General features: G+C 72.3%; 17 protein-coding genes and 2 pseudogenes. 12 read left to right on the top strand and 7 right to left on the bottom strand.

What is annotated here, in order from left to right; translation table 11 throughout:
* Positions 1-49 precede the first annotated feature (49 nt).
* On the top strand, positions 50-322 hold the full coding sequence (locus tag ACFYMM_RS28485; RefSeq protein WP_388391374.1) for a hypothetical protein: 273 nt from the start codon (positions 50-52) through the stop codon (positions 320-322).
* Positions 323-458: 136 nt separating this feature from the next.
* Here the strand turns inward: ACFYMM_RS28485 and ACFYMM_RS28480 are convergent.
* Positions 459-731: pseudogene (locus tag ACFYMM_RS28480) on the bottom strand (hypothetical protein); the annotation flags it as partial.
* A gap of 364 nt (positions 732-1,095) precedes the next feature.
* Positions 1,096-1,848 (bottom strand): SAM-dependent methyltransferase, encoded by a 753-nt coding sequence (locus tag ACFYMM_RS28475; RefSeq protein ID WP_388391449.1) that lies wholly within the window; start codon positions 1,846-1,848, stop codon positions 1,096-1,098.
* Positions 1,849-1,973: 125 nt separating this feature from the next.
* Here ACFYMM_RS28475 and ACFYMM_RS28470 point away from each other — a divergent pair, with 125 nt between their 5' ends.
* On the top strand, positions 1,974-3,416 hold the full coding sequence (locus ACFYMM_RS28470; protein ID WP_388391447.1) for a PP2C family protein-serine/threonine phosphatase: 1,443 nt from the start codon (positions 1,974-1,976) through the stop codon (positions 3,414-3,416).
* Here ACFYMM_RS28470 and ACFYMM_RS28465 read toward each other — a convergent pair.
* Positions 3,411-3,914: an ATP-binding protein gene (locus ACFYMM_RS28465; protein WP_388391372.1), complete on the bottom strand. Its 504-nt coding sequence runs from the start codon at positions 3,912-3,914 to the stop codon at positions 3,411-3,413. The genes ACFYMM_RS28470 and ACFYMM_RS28465 overlap by 6 nt on opposite strands.
* A gap of 186 nt (positions 3,915-4,100) precedes the next feature.
* Here ACFYMM_RS28465 and ACFYMM_RS28460 point away from each other — a divergent pair, with 186 nt between their 5' ends.
* The 3 genes from ACFYMM_RS28460 to ACFYMM_RS28450 are packed head-to-tail and all read left to right on the top strand — an operon-like array spanning position 4,101 to position 6,098.
* On the top strand, positions 4,101-4,973 hold the full coding sequence (locus ACFYMM_RS28460) for a helix-turn-helix domain-containing protein (RefSeq protein WP_388391370.1): 873 nt from the start codon (positions 4,101-4,103) through the stop codon (positions 4,971-4,973).
* Entirely contained in the window at positions 4,970-5,221 is a 252-nt protein-coding gene (locus ACFYMM_RS28455; RefSeq protein ID WP_388391368.1) for a DUF397 domain-containing protein, read from the top strand. The genes ACFYMM_RS28460 and ACFYMM_RS28455 overlap by 4 nt, the downstream gene beginning before the upstream one ends.
* A 49-nt stretch (positions 5,222-5,270) precedes the next feature.
* Positions 5,271-6,098 (top strand): SAM-dependent methyltransferase, encoded by an 828-nt coding sequence (locus ACFYMM_RS28450; RefSeq protein ID WP_388391366.1) that lies wholly within the window; start codon positions 5,271-5,273, stop codon positions 6,096-6,098.
* Here ACFYMM_RS28450 and ACFYMM_RS28445 read toward each other — a convergent pair whose 3' ends face one another.
* Complete coding sequence (locus ACFYMM_RS28445) at positions 6,099-6,671, bottom strand: YbhB/YbcL family Raf kinase inhibitor-like protein (protein ID WP_388391364.1); 573 nt, start codon at positions 6,669-6,671, stop codon at positions 6,099-6,101.
* Positions 6,672-6,712: 41 nt separating this feature from the next.
* Positions 6,713-7,582 (bottom strand): MBL fold metallo-hydrolase, encoded by an 870-nt coding sequence (locus ACFYMM_RS28440; RefSeq protein WP_388391362.1) that lies wholly within the window; start codon positions 7,580-7,582, stop codon positions 6,713-6,715.
* Between the two features lie 68 nt (positions 7,583-7,650).
* On the opposite strand from ACFYMM_RS28440, the gene ACFYMM_RS28435 reads away from it, so the two are divergent.
* Complete coding sequence (locus ACFYMM_RS28435; protein WP_388391360.1) at positions 7,651-8,121, top strand: MarR family winged helix-turn-helix transcriptional regulator; 471 nt, start codon at positions 7,651-7,653, stop codon at positions 8,119-8,121.
* An 81-nt stretch (positions 8,122-8,202) separates the two neighbouring features.
* On the opposite strand, the gene msrA is transcribed toward ACFYMM_RS28435, so the two are convergent.
* Positions 8,203-8,706, bottom strand: a complete 504-nt coding sequence (gene msrA, locus ACFYMM_RS28430; RefSeq protein WP_388391358.1) for a peptide-methionine (S)-S-oxide reductase MsrA — start codon at positions 8,704-8,706, stop codon at positions 8,203-8,205.
* A 307-nt stretch (positions 8,707-9,013) separates the two neighbouring features.
* Between msrA and ACFYMM_RS28425 the strand changes: the two genes are divergently transcribed.
* The 4 genes and pseudogenes from ACFYMM_RS28425 (at position 9,014) to ACFYMM_RS28410 (ending at position 12,516) form a co-directional block, all read left to right on the top strand.
* Positions 9,014-9,823, top strand: a complete 810-nt coding sequence (locus ACFYMM_RS28425) for an SGNH/GDSL hydrolase family protein (protein ID WP_388391356.1) — start codon at positions 9,014-9,016, stop codon at positions 9,821-9,823.
* A 109-nt stretch (positions 9,824-9,932) separates the two neighbouring features.
* Positions 9,933-10,148 carry a hypothetical protein gene (locus tag ACFYMM_RS28420; RefSeq protein WP_388391354.1) on the top strand — a complete coding sequence of 72 codons (216 nt, stop codon included), beginning with the start codon at positions 9,933-9,935 and terminating at the stop codon, positions 10,146-10,148.
* A gap of 173 nt (positions 10,149-10,321) precedes the next feature.
* A pseudogene (locus ACFYMM_RS28415) lies at positions 10,322-10,456 on the top strand (glycoside hydrolase); the annotation flags it as partial.
* 188 nt (positions 10,457-10,644) lie between these two features.
* A complete protein-coding gene (locus tag ACFYMM_RS28410; RefSeq protein WP_388391352.1) occupies positions 10,645-12,516 on the top strand; it encodes a BTAD domain-containing putative transcriptional regulator in 1,872 nt (623 codons plus the stop codon).
* On the opposite strand, the gene lanL is transcribed toward ACFYMM_RS28410, so the two are convergent.
* The gene (lanL, locus tag ACFYMM_RS28405) at positions 12,457-15,294 is read right to left on the bottom strand and encodes a class IV lanthionine synthetase LanL (protein WP_388391350.1); all 2,838 of its coding nucleotides are present in this window, start codon (positions 15,292-15,294) and stop codon (positions 12,457-12,459) included. The genes ACFYMM_RS28410 and lanL overlap by 60 nt on opposite strands.
* A gap of 198 nt (positions 15,295-15,492) precedes the next feature.
* Between lanL and ACFYMM_RS28400 the strand changes: the two genes are divergently transcribed.
* Together ACFYMM_RS28400 and ACFYMM_RS28395 are read left to right on the top strand one after the other, a co-directional pair.
* The gene (locus ACFYMM_RS28400; protein WP_388391348.1) at positions 15,493-15,636 is read left to right on the top strand and encodes a hypothetical protein; all 144 of its coding nucleotides are present in this window, start codon (positions 15,493-15,495) and stop codon (positions 15,634-15,636) included.
* A gap of 22 nt (positions 15,637-15,658) precedes the next feature.
* Entirely contained in the window at positions 15,659-15,853 is a 195-nt protein-coding gene (locus ACFYMM_RS28395; protein WP_388391346.1) for a hypothetical protein, read from the top strand.
* The last annotated feature ends 147 nt before the right edge of the window (positions 15,854-16,000 follow it).

The raw sequence follows: 16,000 nt of genomic DNA, 5'->3' as shown, positions 1-16,000 counted from the left end.
AAGAGGTCGATCTGTGGCAGATCGCAACCCCTCACTCCAGGGAGATGACATGCACAAGCTTCGCAAGGCTGCCGTCCTGGTCGCCGCCCTCGGCTGCGTCGGGCTTCTGAGCGCCGGAACCGCCCAGGCCGGCGAACGAGGGGGCGAGCACTCGGCCATGCAGAGCTCGAACTGCAAGGACCACGACCTGAACCTCGACCTCCTCGGCGAGGTCGGCATCCTCAACGGCCTCCTGGGCAACGCGCTCAACGGCGAGGGCGACCCGGGCGCCCAGGGCACCCACGTCGGCTCGATCATGGGCTGTGACAACCGGGCCTGGTAAGAGGCCGCTCCAGCACGTGCTTCTCCGGGCAGCCGGCCGAGCGGCATGACGAAGCCCCCCGCGATGCGCGCGGGGGGCTTCTGTACGCCGAGACCCCTCACCGACCGGGTGCTCCGTCCAACGACTCGTAGTCGAATCAGTCGAAGTGCGCGACGCCCGCCGAGGCGGACATGCCGATGACCCGGCCGGTGAACCCGCCGGCCACCTCCGTGGACAGGTACCGGCCTCCTCGATGCCGAGCGAGACGACGTCGGCGCGCGTGCAGGGGCAGCCAGCCGGGCCGCTCCTTCGTGGTGCAGTCCTGCGGCGGACGGTGGCGCAACGAGAGCCGGTGCGCGGCCAGTTCGCTCGGATCGAAGTCGTCCCGGCCGGGTCCGACGGCGGGCGGAGGCAGCGTCCAGGTGTTGGCTGTCTCGGGCTCGCTCGACACCCTCATCGAGTCCTTTCACTGGTTCGACCGCACGGCGCGGACGCCGGCAATGGGTCCGGGCCTCCGGCTGAGCGGGCCGGATGGAGCTGTACGACCACGATCGAGTCGCTGTCTCGTCCCAGGAGGTGCGGACAGGCACCGGCGCGCTCGGCAGAGCGCGCCGGTGCTGGTGTCGGCGACCGCCGTCCGCTGGATCCTGATCCAGACGATTCGCTGGGTCCTGATCCAGGCGATCCGTTTCGTGATCAAGCCCGACAAGCTCGGGCACATGGCCCGGCCGGGGACGCCTGGGCCGTCAGCCGCGAGGCGAGCGGGACCCGCCGGCCCACCAAGTGACCGGAGGCTAGTGCCTCTTGCGGCCGACGCCCGCGTACACCCAGTACTCGGACGGGTCGTCCGGAATGTCGTCGTCGGGGTCCGGGCGCCACAGGGGGACGTGGACCAGGCCCGGCTCGGCGAGGTCGAAGCCCTCGAAGAGGTCCCGGATCTCGTCCCGGGAGCGGGCCGTCACCGGGGAGCTGGCCCGCGATCGGTACAGCCGGCCCACGGCCTCCGCCGTGTCCGGGCGGTCCTGGTTCGTGGCGTGCGTCATCGCCAGCCAGCCCTCGCCGGGCAGGGCGTCACGGAAGGCGGCCACGATGCCGGCCGGGCTCTCCTCCGCCGTGATGAAGTGCAGGATCGTGATCATCAGGACGGCCACCGGCTGATCGAAGTCGATCAGCTTCCGCACCTGCGGGGCGGAGAGGACGTCGGCGGGCCGGCGGATGTCGGCGTTGACGATGTCCGCGTCCGGATCGTCGGCGAGCAGGGCCGCGCTGTGCGCCACGGCCACGGGGTCGTTGTCGACGTAGACGACCCGGGTCCCCGGACTGACCGCCTGTGCCACCTCGTGGACGTTGCCCTGGGTGGGGATGCCCGAGCCCAGGTCGATGAACTGGCGCACCCCGGCGTCGACGAGAAAACGGACGGCCCGGCCCAGGAACGCGCGGTTGGCCCGGGCGAGGGTACGGACCTGGGGATCGATGGCCGTGAACGCGGCGAGCGCCTCGCGGTCGATCGCGAAGTTGTGCTGCCCGCCCAGCATGGCGTCGTACATACGGGCGACGCTCGCCTTGTCCGGATCGATCCCTTCCGGGAGTTCCTCACCAGCAGCCACAGCAACTCCCATGCCACGCAGTGATCTTGAGTCACCATCATATAGTGGCTGTGCGACGTGGCGGGATGGCCTGTCCCTGCCACGTCCGACGCCCAGGCCCCACCCGGAAAGGCACGGCCCTGCGGAACGACGCGCGCGGACTCCCCCACGACCTGTCCACCGACCCGGCCCCCGTCGTGCCGCCGTCCCGGCGGCCCTTGTGCCCCTCGGCCGATGTCATCGGCTCCGAACTCGACCTGCCGCTGACCGGCAGCCATGTGGTGCACGCGCTCGCGCCCGCGTTCTGCGACGCCGCGTCGGTCTACCTGCTGGAGCGATGGCTGCGCGAGGAGAACGGCCCCGTCTCCTGGGACCCGCCGCAGATCGAAGCCCGCCGTCTCGCGGTGCGCGTCGGCACGGACGGCGCGCAGGTCTGGGAACCGCTGCTGCCGCTCGGGGAAGTGGTCGTCTTCCCCCGGGAGACCCCCTACGCACGCGCTCTCACCACCCGGCGCAGCCAGCGGCTCGACGCCATGGACACCCACACCCGCGAGCGCCTCGGCTCCCTCGCGCCGGACGCCGACGGCCACATCGGTGACCTGTTGAGCTCGGTCTCCCTGCTGGTCGTGCCCCTTCGTCTGCGGGACGTGCCGGTCGGGTTCATCGCCTGCACCCGGGGCCCGGAGCGCGCTCCGTTCACCGCCGAGGACACCGTGGCCGTGGAGCGGCTGGCGGCGCGGGCCTGTGTGGCGCTGGACAACGCGCGCCGCTACGAGCGTGAGCGCCGCACGGCGCTGGCCATCCGCGGCAGCCTGCAGCCGACCGCGGCCCCCGAGTTCCCGGGGTGCCGTGTCGCCCACGGCTCCCTGCCGGCCGGTGACGGCGACATCATCGGCGGTGACTGGTTCGACGTGCTGCCCCGGCCGGGCGGGCGGATCAGCCTCGTCGTCGGGGACGCGATGGGCCACGGCCCCGAGGCGGCCGTCGCCATGATCCAGCTGCGCACCGCCGTCCGCGCGCTGGCGGGGCTCGACATCCCTCCGGCCGACGTCATGCGCCGCCTCGACGCGCTCGCCTGTGACACCCCGGGTGCCTCCTTCGCGACCTGCGTCTACGCCGAGTGGGACGCGGCACGGCAGACGTGCACCCTCGTCGGTGCCGGACACCCTCCCCCGCTGATCCGGGGCCTGGACGGACGCTCCACCCCCGTCACGCTCGCCAGCGCGGGCCTGCCCCTGGGACTCGGGACCGGCAGCTACGAGGCCACCGTGCTGGAGGTGCCGGAGCCGGCCCTGCTCGTCCTCTACAGCGACGGTCTGGTGGAGTCCCGCCAGACGGACATCGACCAGGGGATCGCCCGGCTCGCGCACGCCCTGGACTCGGCCACGGACACCGTCACTCCCGGCCAGGACGCGCTGCACGCGCTGTGCCGGCGGCTGCTGTACGCGCCGGGCCCCCCGGCCGGGAGGGACGACCGGACGCTGCTGATCGCCGCGTTGCGGCCCGCGTCCGGCCGGGCGCGCTCATAAACTGGTCGCGAGGTTCGCCCAGACCGCGTTGCCCCCGGTGAGCGTCGAGCGGTCGACTCCCCAGCTGTCGGCGATCTCCTGCACCAGCAGAAGTCCGCGGCCGCCCTCGTCGTCGGGGCCCGGCGAGCGGCGGGGCAGGCCGCGGCGGCCCGAGTCGTCGCGGTCGTGCACCTCGAGACGGAGCCGGTCGTCCGTCATCAGGCCGATGCCGCACAGGATGCGCAGGCTGACCGTGTGGAGTACGGCGTTGGTGACCAGTTCGGAGACGAGGAGCACGGCGTTCGCGCACGCGTCGTCGGGCACGCGCCAGGAGTCCAGACGCGCGCCGATGGAGCGCCGGGCCGCTCCGACGCTCGTCCGGTGAGCGGGCAGTTCGAGCCAGTGGGCGCGGTCCGGGGTCGCGACGCCCGGGGGCCGGAGTGAGGAAGTCGTGTGGGGGGACACGGCGGTGGCCTTCCATGGGGGACGGGCGCGGTCGACGCCCTGCCAACTCCTCATGCCGTACGAGCTTGTTGGCATGTGTGCGCTTGTGTGCGAAGGCGTCGTCACAGAAGTAACTATGCTCGCAGCGCAGTTCACGCTGCAACCGCCTGCCTGATAATTTCAGTAGGACACTATCCGGCTGGCGACCACATCATGTCGCCGTCAGGCTCGCACTGGTGACAGAACCTCAGGAGGTAGGGCGTGAACGAGGCACGTTCGGGCGCCGGCACCAGTGCACCCACCGTTCTCCGGATGATCCTCGGCCGACGGCTGCAGGACATGCGCAACAGCGCGGGTGTGACACTGGAGGACGCCGCCAGGGCACTGCGCGTGACGCCCCTGACCATCCGCCGGCTGGAGAAGGCGGAAGTCGGCCTGAAGATCCTCTACGTCGAGAAGCTGCTGCAGACCTACGGGGCCGGCCCGCAGGAGATCGACGAGTTCGTCGGCCTCGCCGAACGGGCCAACGAGCCCGGCTGGTGGCACGTGTACCGCGATGTGGTGCCCACCTGGTTCACCGCCTACGTGAGCCTGGAGACCGGCGCCAAGGTGCTGCGCACCTATGAGCCGCACTACGTCACGGGCCTGCTGCAGACGCGCGGTTACGCGCGCGCCACCCTGGCCGGCGGCTTCCCCAACGACAGCGCCGAGGACCTGGAGCGACGCGTGGATCTGCGGCTGCGCCGCCAGAGCCTGCTGGACAGACCGGACGCGCCCACGCTGTGGGTGGTGATGGAGGAGGCCGTGCTGCACCGGGTGGTGGGCGGCCCCGAGGTGATGCGGGAGCAGATCGACCGGCTCCTGGAGGCCTCGGAGCTGGAGCACGTCAGCCTGGACGTCGTGCCCTTCTCGGCGGGCGCCCACGTCGGCGCGTGCGCCCCCTTCACCTACTTCCGGTTCGAGGAGCCGGAGCTGCCCGACGTCGTCTACAGCGAGATCCTCTCCGCCGCCGTGTACCTCGACCAGCGCTCCGACGTCGTGGCCCATCTGGAGGCGCACAACCGGATGTCGCTGATGACCTCGTCCGCGGACAGCAAGGCGCTTTTGAACCGCATGCGCAAGGAGTACTCATGACCATCGCCGAGGGCAGTGTCTACAACGGGATGCCCGCCTCGGACCTGGGCGACCAGGGCTGGGAGTGCCCGTGGAGCGGTCCCAACGGGGGCCAGTGCGTGGAGACGAAGCAACTCGCCGACGGGCGCGTGGCGCTGCGGCAGTCGACGGATCCCGACGGTCCCGCGCTGATCTACACACCGGAAGAGATCACGGCGTTCGTCAGGGGAGTCAAGAAGGGGCTGGCCGATCACCTGACGGCCCGCTGAACCGGACGACGACCTACAAGGACCCGAACCCCCCACCGAAAGGGACAGGATGACCAGCTCGCAGGCCGCGCGGGACATAGACACCAGCAGGCCGCACTCCGCCCGCATGTACGACTACTACCTCGGCGGCAAGGACCACTTCGAGGTCGACAAGCAGGCCGCCGAGCAGGTGGCCGAGGTCTATCCCGCCATCTTCGTGTGCGCGCGGGAGAACCGGGCCTTCATGCACCGGGCGACCCGCGTCCTCGCCCGGGAGCACGGCATCCGTCAGTGGCTGGACATCGGCACCGGCATCCCCACCGAGCCCAACCTGCACCAGGTGGCCCAGTCCGTGGTCCCCGACGCCCGGGTGGTCTACGCCGACAACGACCCGCTCGTCCTCAAGTACGCCGAGCGCCTGATGCGCAGCACGCGGGAGGGCCGTACGGCGTACATCGAGGCGGACGTCAACGACGCCGGGGCGCTCCTGAACGCCCCTGAGCTGGCCGAGGTCCTGGACCTGGGCCGACCGGTGGCGCTGTCCCTCAACGCCCTTCTGCACTTCGTCACCGACGCGCAGGACCCGTACGGAATCGTCCGCCGCCTGCTCGACGTCCTGCCCTCCGGCAGTGCCCTGGCGGTGAGCCACTGCACGCCCGACTTCGACCCGCCCACCTGGCAGAAGATCACCGACATCTACACCTCCGCCGGCACCCCGGTGCAGTTCCGCTCGCAAAAGGACGTCGCCCGTTTCTTCGACGGGCTCGAACTGCTCGACCCGGGCGTCACCGTCGGTCACCGCTGGCGCCCCGACATGGCGGAGGCCGGTTCCGCCACGCCGGAGGCTCCTACGAACGCCGAGGTCAGCCTGTGGACCGGGGTGGGCATCAAGCCGTAGTCAGCGGGTGTACAGACCGTCGAGGCGGCCACGGGCCAGGACCGGGCCGCTCACGGCGGCGAGCACCGACCTGGGCTTGGCCGCCTCCAGCGTCGCGCCGCCCTCCGCCGTGGTGACGGCGGTGGGCAGGGCGAACAACTGGAAGACGTACCGGTGCGGGCCGTGTCCCTTGATCGGTTCGGGACCCAGGTAGCCGCGGCCCATCCCGGAGCGGAGGACCCGCACCCCGTCGGCCGTGCTCCCCGCGTTCAGGGCCCCGGCGGGCAGGGCGAGGAGGCCGGGTTCGAGCAGGGCGACACAGTGGACGAACGGGGTGCGGGTCGGCGAGTCGACGTCCTCGACGACCAGCAGCAGTTGGGCGGTGCCCGCGGGGGTGCCGCTCCAGGCCAGCCCGGGAGAGCGGTTCTCGCCGCCGGCGCGCTTGCCCGCGTGGACCCGCGGTATGTCGGCCTCGGGCGCGAAGTCGGTGCTGTGCAGGCCCAGAGTCTCGGGTCCGGCCAGGGCGGGCAGGTGCCAGGCCAGACCGGCTTGGCCGGCCCGCTTGTTCTTGAGCAGCGTTCCGAGGATCGTCACGGGTTTCCTTGTCTGTCGCACAGGTGGGCGGGTCTGGTGATTTACCAGCGCAGGGCGGTGAAGTCGACCGGCCTGGGCCTGAGTTGCCGGGTGCGTTCCGCCAGGGACCGCAGCCGCCGGGACATGTCGTCGGCGGGGAGCCGGTGGCGGCCGCCATGGCCCGGCAGGACCCATTCGAAGCGCAGCCGCCCGGCCGTCCTGGCCAGGGAACGGGCCAACTCCTCGATGGAGTACCAGGTCACGGACTCCGCGACTTCCAGGTCACCGGTGGTGCGTGACCAGTAGAAGCTGTCCCCGCTGAAGCAGTACCGGTCGTCGGCGAGGTAGAGCACGCTGCCCCGGGTGTGACCGGGCAGGGGGTGGGCGGTGACGCCGTCGGCGATCCGGAGCGGTTCAAGACCCCGGATCACCCGGTCCGCTTCCGGCGCCGCGTCCAGGTCGCCCTCGTGGATCCACAGCCGGGCGCCGAAGTGGTCGGCGTAGCGGCGGCCGTGTGCGGCGTGGTCCCGGTGGGTGAGCAGCACATCGGTGACCGGGCCGGATGCCGTGAAGCGGGCGGCGAGTTGGGGGCTCCAGCGCGGGGTGTCGATCATCATGACCGTGCCGGACGGCCGCAGCAGCAGGTACGCATGGGCCCCGGCGGTGCGCCGGGAGTTGTGCCCGCACATCAGTACGCCGCTGTCCAGGGCCATCGGAAAGGGGTCCAGCGCCCGGTCCGGCTGTCCGGACGCCGGGCGGATGGAGCGGGTGGGGCAGGCGAAGACGGCCGCGTGCAGCCGCCGCGTCTCCGCCTCGTCGACGGGCGGGCGCAGGATGCGCGATTTCCCGCCGGCCTCGCCGATCAGGCCGGGCGCGAGCTGCCGGGCGGCATCGCAGTTGATGCAGCGCTCGTCCACGTACCAGCCGTCCATGGCGGCCCTCCTTGATACAGTAGCTGCACTGCTAAGTATCTTAACCATGAAGATAAATGGATGGCCCGATGCCCGTCAAACCACCGGACGACCAGGACGAACTGGCTGACCGGATCATCACGTCCCTGACGGACCTCGCCGGGGCCCTGGGACGGTTGAAGGACCTGATCGCCCAGCGCCTGGGCATCGCGCAGACCGATCTGCTCTGTCTGCACGTGCTCGACCGCGCCGGAGCCTGCACGGCCGGAGCGCTGAGTTCCCGGCTCGGGCGCACCACCGGCGCCGTCACGCACATGCTCGACCGCCTGGAGAAGGCGGGATACGTCCGACGGCGACCGGACCCGCAGGACCGCCGCCGGGTGCTCGTCGAGGCCTCGGCTCCGGGACTCGCACGGATCGCCTCGTTCTACGAAGGGCTCGACGCGCGGAGCCGCCACCTGATGGCCGCCTTCTCGGACGAGCAGCTGGCGGCGATCCACGCCTTCCTCCGCGCCAGTTACGAGAGCACTGTCGAGGAGGTCGACCGCCTCACCCCCTAGAGGCCCTGTCGTCACATTCCCGCCTGTCCGGCGACGCCTGACCCGCCCTCCGGGCGGACGACGGGAATGTGACGACAGGACCTAGCGGCGGGGCAGCTTCCAGCCGGGCCGCGGGAAGTGGCAGGTGTAGCCGTCGGGGTACCGCTCCAGGTAGTCCTGGTGCTCGGGCTCGGCTTCCCAGAAGTCACCGACCGGCTCCACCTCCGTGACCACCTTCCCCGGCCACAGTCCGCTCGCCTCGACGTCCGCGATCGTGTCCACGGCCACCCGGCGCTGCTCCTCGCCGGTGTAGTAGATGGCGGACCGGTAGCTGCGCCCGATGTCGTTGCCCTGGCGGTCCCTGGTGGTCGGGTCGTGGATCTGGAAGAAGAACTCCAGGAGGTCACGGTAGCTGGTGACCGCGGGATCGAAGAGGATCTCGATGGCCTCCGCGTGATCACCGTGGTGGCGGTAGGTGGCGTTCGGCGTGTCACCGCCGCTGTACCCGACACGCGTGGACACTACGCCCGGCTGCCTGCGTACCAGGTCCTGCATGCCCCAGAAGCAACCGCCCGCGAGTACGGCTCGCTCGGTTCCCACTGTCATCGGTTACTCCTCGCACTCAAGCTGCGGTTCGGCGCGGCCGTCGTCCTGCCGGATCTCACGTTCACCCAGCTTATTACGACCTCCGAGCGGCCGGGTCCGGGCTCTGGTCACCGCCGAACGGGTGACGGCTCAGCGGGTGAACCCCGCCGGGCGGACGGCGCCGGACCGCGCTCCGCACTGCAGGCGCCGGCCCCGCGGCGGAGGGGCGCTCGGGCAGCCCGCAGCGACGCGGCCCCCTGTCAACACGGCAGGGCGGGGAGGACGGTCAGGGCGGGTGGGCGCGGCCGGGGCGCGATAGAGGAGAGTCATGAAACAGTCCCGAATAGCCTCCGGTGGGTCGTCGCTCCTCCTCGCGGCCGCCTGCACCCTCGCGGGCCCCGTGGCCACGGAAGCGGTGCCCAGCACAGCGGCCACGGGCTACGTGGCCCTCGGTGACTCCTACTCGGCCGGGGTGGGAGCCGGCGCCTACCTCGCCTCCGGCGCGGACTGCCTGCGCAGCGGCCTGGCGTTCCCGGCCCTGTGGGCATCGGCCCACGCGCCGTCGTCCTTCAGCTTCACCGCGTGCGACCGCGCCCGCACCAGCGACGTCCTCGCACATCAGCTCGGCCCCCTCAACTCCCGCACCGGCCTGGTGACCCTCACGGTCGGCGGCAGCGACTCGGGTTTCTCCCACGTCATGGAGATCTGCGTGCTGCAAGGCCATGACGCCTGCCTGTCCGCCGTGGCCCGCGCACGCTCCTTCATGGACGGCACCCTCCCGGGCAATCTCGACCGTCTCTACGCGGCCATCCGCCGCAAGGCGCCCGCCGCCCGTGTCGTGGTCCTCGGCTACCCCCGCCTCTACCGGCCCCACGGCACCTGCAAGGGGGGCCTGGACGAGGCGGAACGGTCCGCGCTCGACGGTGCCGTGGACCGTCTCGACAGCGTGATCTCCGCACGCGCCGCCGGTCACGGGTTCCGCTTCGCCGACGTCCGCGCGGCCTTCACCGGGCACGAGATCTGTTCGGCCGCCCCCTGGCTGCACAGCGTCGACTGGCTCGATCTCGCCGAGTCGTACCACCCGACGGCCCCGGGGCAGTCACTGGGCTATCTCCCCGTGCTGACCGGCGCGGGCTGAACGAACCGGGTCCATCCGGGTGCTCCCCGGCTGTGTCGGACGGCCGGCCCGGGTCCGCTTGGCATGCTTGGCCGACGTGGGCACCCGTTCCGGCGACAAGGAGCACGCCATGGCGACAGACCCGGTCGAACGATTCCTGGCGGCTCTGGACCCGGATCACCGCGAGGCCGTCGGCGCGAAGCCGCGCGAGGAGAGGGAACGGCTCGCGGCGGCCTGGGAAAGGGAGCTGGAGTCCGACGACGAACTCGACACCCTCGACGAGCTGTCCCCGCCGGCGGCGGAGGCGGAGGCGGCCCGCCGCGTCCTGGACCGCGAAGCCGGCTAGGTTCTGCCCACGGTCGGCCGCGCGCACCCGCGCCGGACTTCGTCCGCGCACCCAGTGGGGCACGCCGTTCCGGGTCGCGAGCCATCCGGCACGCCCCACTCCGCCCGAGCACCCCATGACCCGCGACGGAACGCTCTACGTCGATCCGTCCGAACAGCCCTGGATGGCCGCAGACCAGCGACGGCCGCCTGATGATGATCCTTCACCGCCCCTTCGAGAACGCGCGCGGGAAGCTGTACGGGATGGGTCTCGCCGGTGACGAGCTACGGGTGCTCCGCCAGCGCACCGACCTCGACGGCGGCGGATGAGCCGACGCGGCGGTTTCCCCGCGTGCGGGTTTCCCCAACGCTCGGGGATTTCCCCACGCTTGGGGGTTTCCCCAATGCTGGGGAGCGCGGTCCACGGCACTGTCGTCCTGGCCCGATGCGTCCGATGAGCGCGGTGAGCCCGAACCGCAGGCCTCGGTCGCCTCCGTTCCCGTGACACAGGAGCGCACGTGTACCTCCCCGTGATCGAGCACCTTCCAGCGACCACCGACGCCGATGTCCAGGAAGCCCGCGAGGGCACGTTGCGGTTCTCCGTCCTCGGGCCGCTGCGCGCCGAAGCGCGGGGGTGCGCGCTCCCGCTCGGTCCCCTCAAGCAGCGGCTGGTCCTGGCGATGCTGCTCTGCCGTCCGAACACCGTGGTCCCGGTCGACGTGCTGACGGACGCGGTGTGGAACGACGAGCCTCCGCGAACCGCGCGCAAGAACCTCCAGGTCTACGTCTCCGCGCTGCGCAAGATCCTGGCCGGGGCCGGTGCCGGTGACCGGCTGGTCAGCCGCCCGGGAGGCTATCTGCTGGAACTGGCCGACTCCGAGCTGGACGCCCTGCTGTTCCGGACGGCGGCCCGGGCCGGACGTGAGGCGGCCGACCGGGGTGACTTCGAGGAGGCCGCCCGGCTGCTGGGGCGGGCCCGCGACCTGTGGACCGGTCTCCCGCTGCGGGAGCTGGCGTGCTCGGAGGCGGTACGGGCCGAGGTCGCCCGCCTGACGGCCCGTTATGTGACACTCTGCGAGGACTGGTCGGAGGCGGCGCTGGAGGCAGGCCGCTTCCGCGAGGTCGCCGAGATCACCGGCGCCCTGGCGGAGGCGCATCCGCTGCGGGAACGGCTGCGCTCCGCGCAGATGACGGCCCTGTGCCGCTCGGGCCGGCGGGCCGAGGCCCTGTCGGCGTACGACGAACTGCGCCAGGGCCTGTCCAGGGAGCTGGGGCTGTCGCCGAGTCCGGCGCTGGAGTCCGTGTACCGCTCGGTCCTCGCCGAGGAGCAGGCGGCTCCCGTACGGCGCCCCGTCCACCCCGTCGAGGCCCGGCGGCGCGGCACACCGGCGGTGCTGCCCCCGGACGTCGCCGACTTCACCGGCCGCGGCGACCAGTTGCGGCAGTTGCTGGAGGTGACGGCACCCGGCGCGGCGACCACCGTCGTCGCGGGGGCGGCGGGTGCGGGGAAGACCGCGCTGGCCGGACGCGCCGCGCACCGGCTGGCGGACCGGTTCCCGGACGGACGCGTCTGCGTGCGGCTCCGGGAGGGGGACGGAACGCCCCGCTCTCTGGCGGCGGTGGCGTCCGAACTGCTCGCCTGCGTGAACCCGTCCGAGCCCGCGCCCAAGGGCGCCGAACACGCCGAGCGCCTCGCCACGCTCTGGCGTGCCTGGCTGACGGACCGCAAGGTGCTGCTCCTGCTCGACGACGCCCCTGACGAAACCCATGTCCGGCCGTTGCTGCCCGACACCGGACCGAGTGCCGTCCTCGTCACCTCCCGCACCCAGCTCGCCGGGCTCGCCCCGGCGCACCGCGTCCAGGTGCCGCCGCTGACCAGCACCGACGCGCTGGAACTGCTCGGCCGGCTGATCGGCCCGGACCGGGTGTTCGGTGACCGGGCGGCGGCCGAGCGGATCGTCTCGGCGTGCGGGCATCTGCCGCTGGCGGTGCGGGCGGCGGGCCTCAAACTGGCCGTCCTGCGTCATCTGCCGCTCCATGAGTACGCGGCCCGGCTGGCCGACGAGCGGACGGTGCTGGACGGACTGGTGGCGGGCGACATCGACGTACGCTCGCATCTGGCCGACGCCTGGCGGCAGTTGGACGCCTCGCACCGGTCGGCCGTGCGGAAGCTGGCGGCGCTGCCGCCGGCGCGGACGTTCACCGTGGCGGAGGCCGCGCAGTCCCTGGGCTGGGGCCCGGACCGGGCGCAGCGTGAGCTGGAGCTGCTGATCGAGCAGGGGGTTCTCACCTCGCCCCCCTGTGAGGTGACGGCCCACACGGCGTCCTACTCACTGCCACGTCTCGTCCACCTGTACGCCCGGGAGACGGCCGTCGCCGACACGCCTTAGCGCTCGCTTCGTCCCGTGCGGCGAGCCGCTCACTGACGGGAGGCGCGCCGGGTCGGGCATCCAGAGCCTTGGACCTTCGTCCCGGATCCGCGCGAGGAAGCCCAGCGTTCCCGCGAGTCCCGTGGCGTATCCCGGGGAGACGTCCAGCCCTGTCTCGTCCGCGGGCAGCATCCTCGCGCCGCGCAGTCCGTGACGGCTCAGCAGGCATGCCGCCAGTGCCTCGGCCTGGTCCAGGTAGCGCTGCTCTCCGGTGGCCTGCGCCAGGTCGAGCAGCAGTTCCCCGCTGCCGGGGGCGCCATGGCACACCGATCCCGAGGGGTTCAGGCGGTCGCGCCACGCCAGCGCACCGGCCCGCCGCGCACAGCGCAGCGCGGACGCGTCCCCGGTCACCTGCCACAGGCGGATCAGGAAGGCCCCGGTACCGGCGGTGCCCTCGCACCAGGACCGCGGTGTTCTGGTCGGGTCGCCGGCGTCGGGCCACGTCGGCCGGTGCCCGGCGGTACCGGCTTCCTCCATCGCGTCGACGAGTGTGCGCCCGGCCCGGGCGGCTCCTTCCAGACAGTCGGCGCGTCCGAGGGCGCCGGCCATCGCCAGCAGAAAGGCACCCACACCCGCGACGCCGTGCGCGAAGCCGTATCCGGCCGTTCCCAGGAGGTCCGGGCCGGGTCCGTCGGGTCCGTCGGGTCCAGTGTGTCCGGCCGCCGTCAGCGCCGCGTCCGCGCACGCATGGGCCTGTGTCGCGATGCGGGGATCACCGGTCGCCCGCCACATGTGGACCAGGGCCAGCCCCGCCCCGGCCGTCCCGTGCCAGACGCCGGGACGGGGCCAGACGACCGGAAGGGAGAGGGCCAGGTCCACCGCCCGCCGCTCCATCGCCTCGTCGCCGAGCAGGTGGGCGGCCGAGAGCAGTGCCCAGGCCGTGCCCGCCCGCCCGGAGAACAGCCCGGGCAGGGTGCGTCCGAGGAGCGGGAGCCGCTCGCGGATCCAGTCCGCCGTGCTGCGGACGGTGTCGGTGGTCACGGTGCCCCCGGGCAGCGCGGCGGCCCTGACCAGCACACCGAGTACGCCTGCGGCGCCGTGTCCCGCGTTGCACGGATCCGTGGCCTCGGAGGTGCCCGTGGCCGGCCACAGACGGTCCGCCCGCGGGGTCGCCGTGTGCGACAGATGGGCCAGCCCGTCTTCGAGGGCGCGCCCCAGCAGCCGTCGTCGTGCCGCCCCGGCCGGGAGCGCGGCGGGCCGTATGGGGGCGGGTGCCACGTGCTCGGTACCCGCTTCGGCGCTCGTTGCGAGAAGGTCCCGTACCTGACCCAGGGACCAGCGCTCATGGGGTGACCGGGCGGTCAGTGCCGCGAAGAGCGTCGTGAACCGTTCGGCGGCCGGCTCCTCGTAACCCGCCTCACCGAGCAACTGGCCAAGCCGCCCGCCGGGGGTACGGTCCGCGGGCTCGTCGGGCAGCAGCAGCGGGTGCGTACCGGTCAGCAGGTAGAAGAGGACGGCGCCCAGGCTGTACAGGTCGGCGGCGGGTGTCGGCGCGGGCCGTGGCGAACGGCCGCGGTGCTGTTCCGGCGCCGCGTATCCGGGAGTCATGATCCCCTGGGCCGGGGCGCCGGGAACGACCGCGTGTTCCAGGTCGATCAGGCGGAGTGAGCCTTCCGGGGTGACCATGACGTTGTTCGGGTTGAAGTCCCTGCACACCAGCCCCTGCGCGTGCACCGCCGCGAGCAGGTCGACCAGCCCGCCCACCATCCCGTTCACCTCGGGTACGGGCGCGCCGAGGCTGCCGTCGGCACGACGCCGTCGCGTCACCCAGGAACCCAGGGTCTGTCCGGGGATGAACTCCTCGGCGAGGAACAGGCCTGCCTCGTGCTCGAACAGGCCGATGGGCCGCGGGGCCACACCCGGGAGCAGGGCCAGCACCCGTGCCTCATGACGGAGGGCGTCCCTGAGGTCCTGCCCGGTGAACCAGGAGCCGACATGGGGCCTCGCCTGCTTGAGGACGACCTCGGTACCCGTCTCGGCGTCGAGCGCCACGAAGACCCCGCCCCGGTAGGCGTGCCGCAGCGCCCTGCGTACCGTGAAGCGCCCCCCGATCCGCGTCCCCGATCCGGCGGCGCGCCGTGCGCCGCCCCCGGGCGCGTCGTCCTCGGGCCGGCCGGTCTCGGCGAACGGGGGGTCGGCCCAGGGGGGCGGCGAGAACCACGCCTGGCGGCGGTCGTGCTCCGTCGTACCGTCCGGTGCCCGCAGCCGCACCTCCGACGACCCGTCGTCGGTGAGGACCTCCACGCCACGGAAGGCTCCGAATCGGTAGGACACGACACTGCCCGGCCGGTAAGGGCGGTCGGAGAGCACGGGCGGCCCGGGCAGACCCGATGTGGCCCGGTCGAGGGCCTCCGCGAGCGCCCTGAACTGCTCGTCGTCGTCCGGGTAGGCGGTCAGGAACTTGCCTCCCCGCCCGCGCTCGCACCGGCCGTCGGTCAGTTCCACCACCTGGTCCAGGGTCGCGGCGAACTTGAACGCGCAGCCGTGCCGCAGCAGCACCGGCGCGGTCTGCGCCAGCACGAGGGGTGCGGACAGCGGGGTCGCCGACACATGCAGTTTCCAGCCCTGGACCCGGTCCTGACCCTGTGGCGGCACCAGGTGGTGCCACTTCCGCCCGGCCTGGCTGCGCCAGGCCTCCGCGCCCGTCCTCGCGCGAGCCGCCTCCACGACATCGCGGAGCAACTCACGACCGAAGCGGACCGGCCGCGGCGCTTCCTGGGGCCTTTCGTCGTACGCCATTCCCGGAAGGTAGACGGGAGAGGTTCGGAAACGGTGAAACAGCGGTTCGGGACCGTACGGGACGCGGCGGACCCGGCGCATGCCATTGCCGAGCCGGCCGGACGCATTTCCATACCGCCGGCAGGCAGCTGTTTAAGCGCGCTCGCCTAGCGTGGCTCCGCTCATCCGGTCCTGCCCCTCTGTGGAAGGAGATCATCCATGCCCGACACCACACACCCCGACCCCGTCGAGACCGACGCGGAGGTCGAGGTACACGGCTCGCTCGACATGCTCCCCGCGGCCGAGGTCATCGACGTCGGCGCCGGCTGGGTCTGCAGTGTCTACGACCCTCGGCCCATCTGACCGGCGCGGAAGGAGATCGCTCATGCACGACGGCACCGAGGACACGGGTCCCCTGCACGACGACGGGGCCGAGACCGAGGTCGGGGCCGAGACCGGGGTCGAGGTCGGGGCCGAGGTCGAGGCGCACGGCGCCGCCGGGATCCGCGGGACGGAGGTCTTCGAGGATTCCACCGGTGTCTGGTTCTGCGCCGTCTATTCCGGCCCCGAGCTGTTCTGATTTCCACCCGGAAAAACACTGAACGCGGCTTCAGGTCTTCCCGCCTTCCGAAGGGAGGCCACGATCTGGAGCCGCGTTCGCATGTCACCGGGCCGGAAAGCGGTGGCCTCGCGGGAATTGGACGCGCCCGCACACCGGGCAGCCTGC

It is taken from the genome of Streptomyces sp. NPDC006739, assembly GCF_042869815.1.
In the GTDB taxonomy this organism is placed as follows: domain Bacteria; phylum Actinomycetota; class Actinomycetes; order Streptomycetales; family Streptomycetaceae; genus Streptomyces.
Note: the sequence above shows the minus strand (reverse complement) of the source record. Positions and strands in the feature narration are given on the sequence as shown.

What these genes read in the sequence shown, in the direction of transcription:
- ACFYMM_RS28485 (WP_388391374.1), top strand. Translation starts at nt 50, where the DNA reads ATGCACAAGCTTCGCAAGGCTGCCGTCCTGGTCGCCGCCCTCGGCTGC.
- ACFYMM_RS28475 (WP_388391449.1), bottom strand. Translation starts at nt 1,848, where the DNA reads ATGTACGACGCCATGCTGGGCGGGCAGCACAACTTCGCGATCGACCGC.
- ACFYMM_RS28470 (WP_388391447.1), top strand. Translation starts at nt 1,974, where the DNA reads ATGGCCTGTCCCTGCCACGTCCGACGCCCAGGCCCCACCCGGAAAGGC.
- ACFYMM_RS28465 (WP_388391372.1), bottom strand. Translation starts at nt 3,914, where the DNA reads ATGAGGAGTTGGCAGGGCGTCGACCGCGCCCGTCCCCCATGGAAGGCC.
- ACFYMM_RS28455 (WP_388391368.1), top strand. Translation starts at nt 4,970, where the DNA reads ATGACCATCGCCGAGGGCAGTGTCTACAACGGGATGCCCGCCTCGGAC.
- ACFYMM_RS28450 (WP_388391366.1), top strand. Translation starts at nt 5,271, where the DNA reads ATGACCAGCTCGCAGGCCGCGCGGGACATAGACACCAGCAGGCCGCAC.
- ACFYMM_RS28440 (WP_388391362.1), bottom strand. Translation starts at nt 7,582, where the DNA reads ATGGACGGCTGGTACGTGGACGAGCGCTGCATCAACTGCGATGCCGCC.
- ACFYMM_RS28435 (WP_388391360.1), top strand. Translation starts at nt 7,651, where the DNA reads ATGCCCGTCAAACCACCGGACGACCAGGACGAACTGGCTGACCGGATC.
- msrA (WP_388391358.1), bottom strand. Translation starts at nt 8,706, where the DNA reads ATGACAGTGGGAACCGAGCGAGCCGTACTCGCGGGCGGTTGCTTCTGG.
- ACFYMM_RS28425 (WP_388391356.1), top strand. Translation starts at nt 9,014, where the DNA reads ATGAAACAGTCCCGAATAGCCTCCGGTGGGTCGTCGCTCCTCCTCGCG.
- ACFYMM_RS28420 (WP_388391354.1), top strand. Translation starts at nt 9,933, where the DNA reads ATGGCGACAGACCCGGTCGAACGATTCCTGGCGGCTCTGGACCCGGAT.
- lanL (WP_388391350.1), bottom strand. Translation starts at nt 15,294, where the DNA reads ATGGCGTACGACGAAAGGCCCCAGGAAGCGCCGCGGCCGGTCCGCTTC.
- ACFYMM_RS28400 (WP_388391348.1), top strand. Translation starts at nt 15,493, where the DNA reads ATGCCCGACACCACACACCCCGACCCCGTCGAGACCGACGCGGAGGTC.
- ACFYMM_RS28395 (WP_388391346.1), top strand. Translation starts at nt 15,659, where the DNA reads ATGCACGACGGCACCGAGGACACGGGTCCCCTGCACGACGACGGGGCC.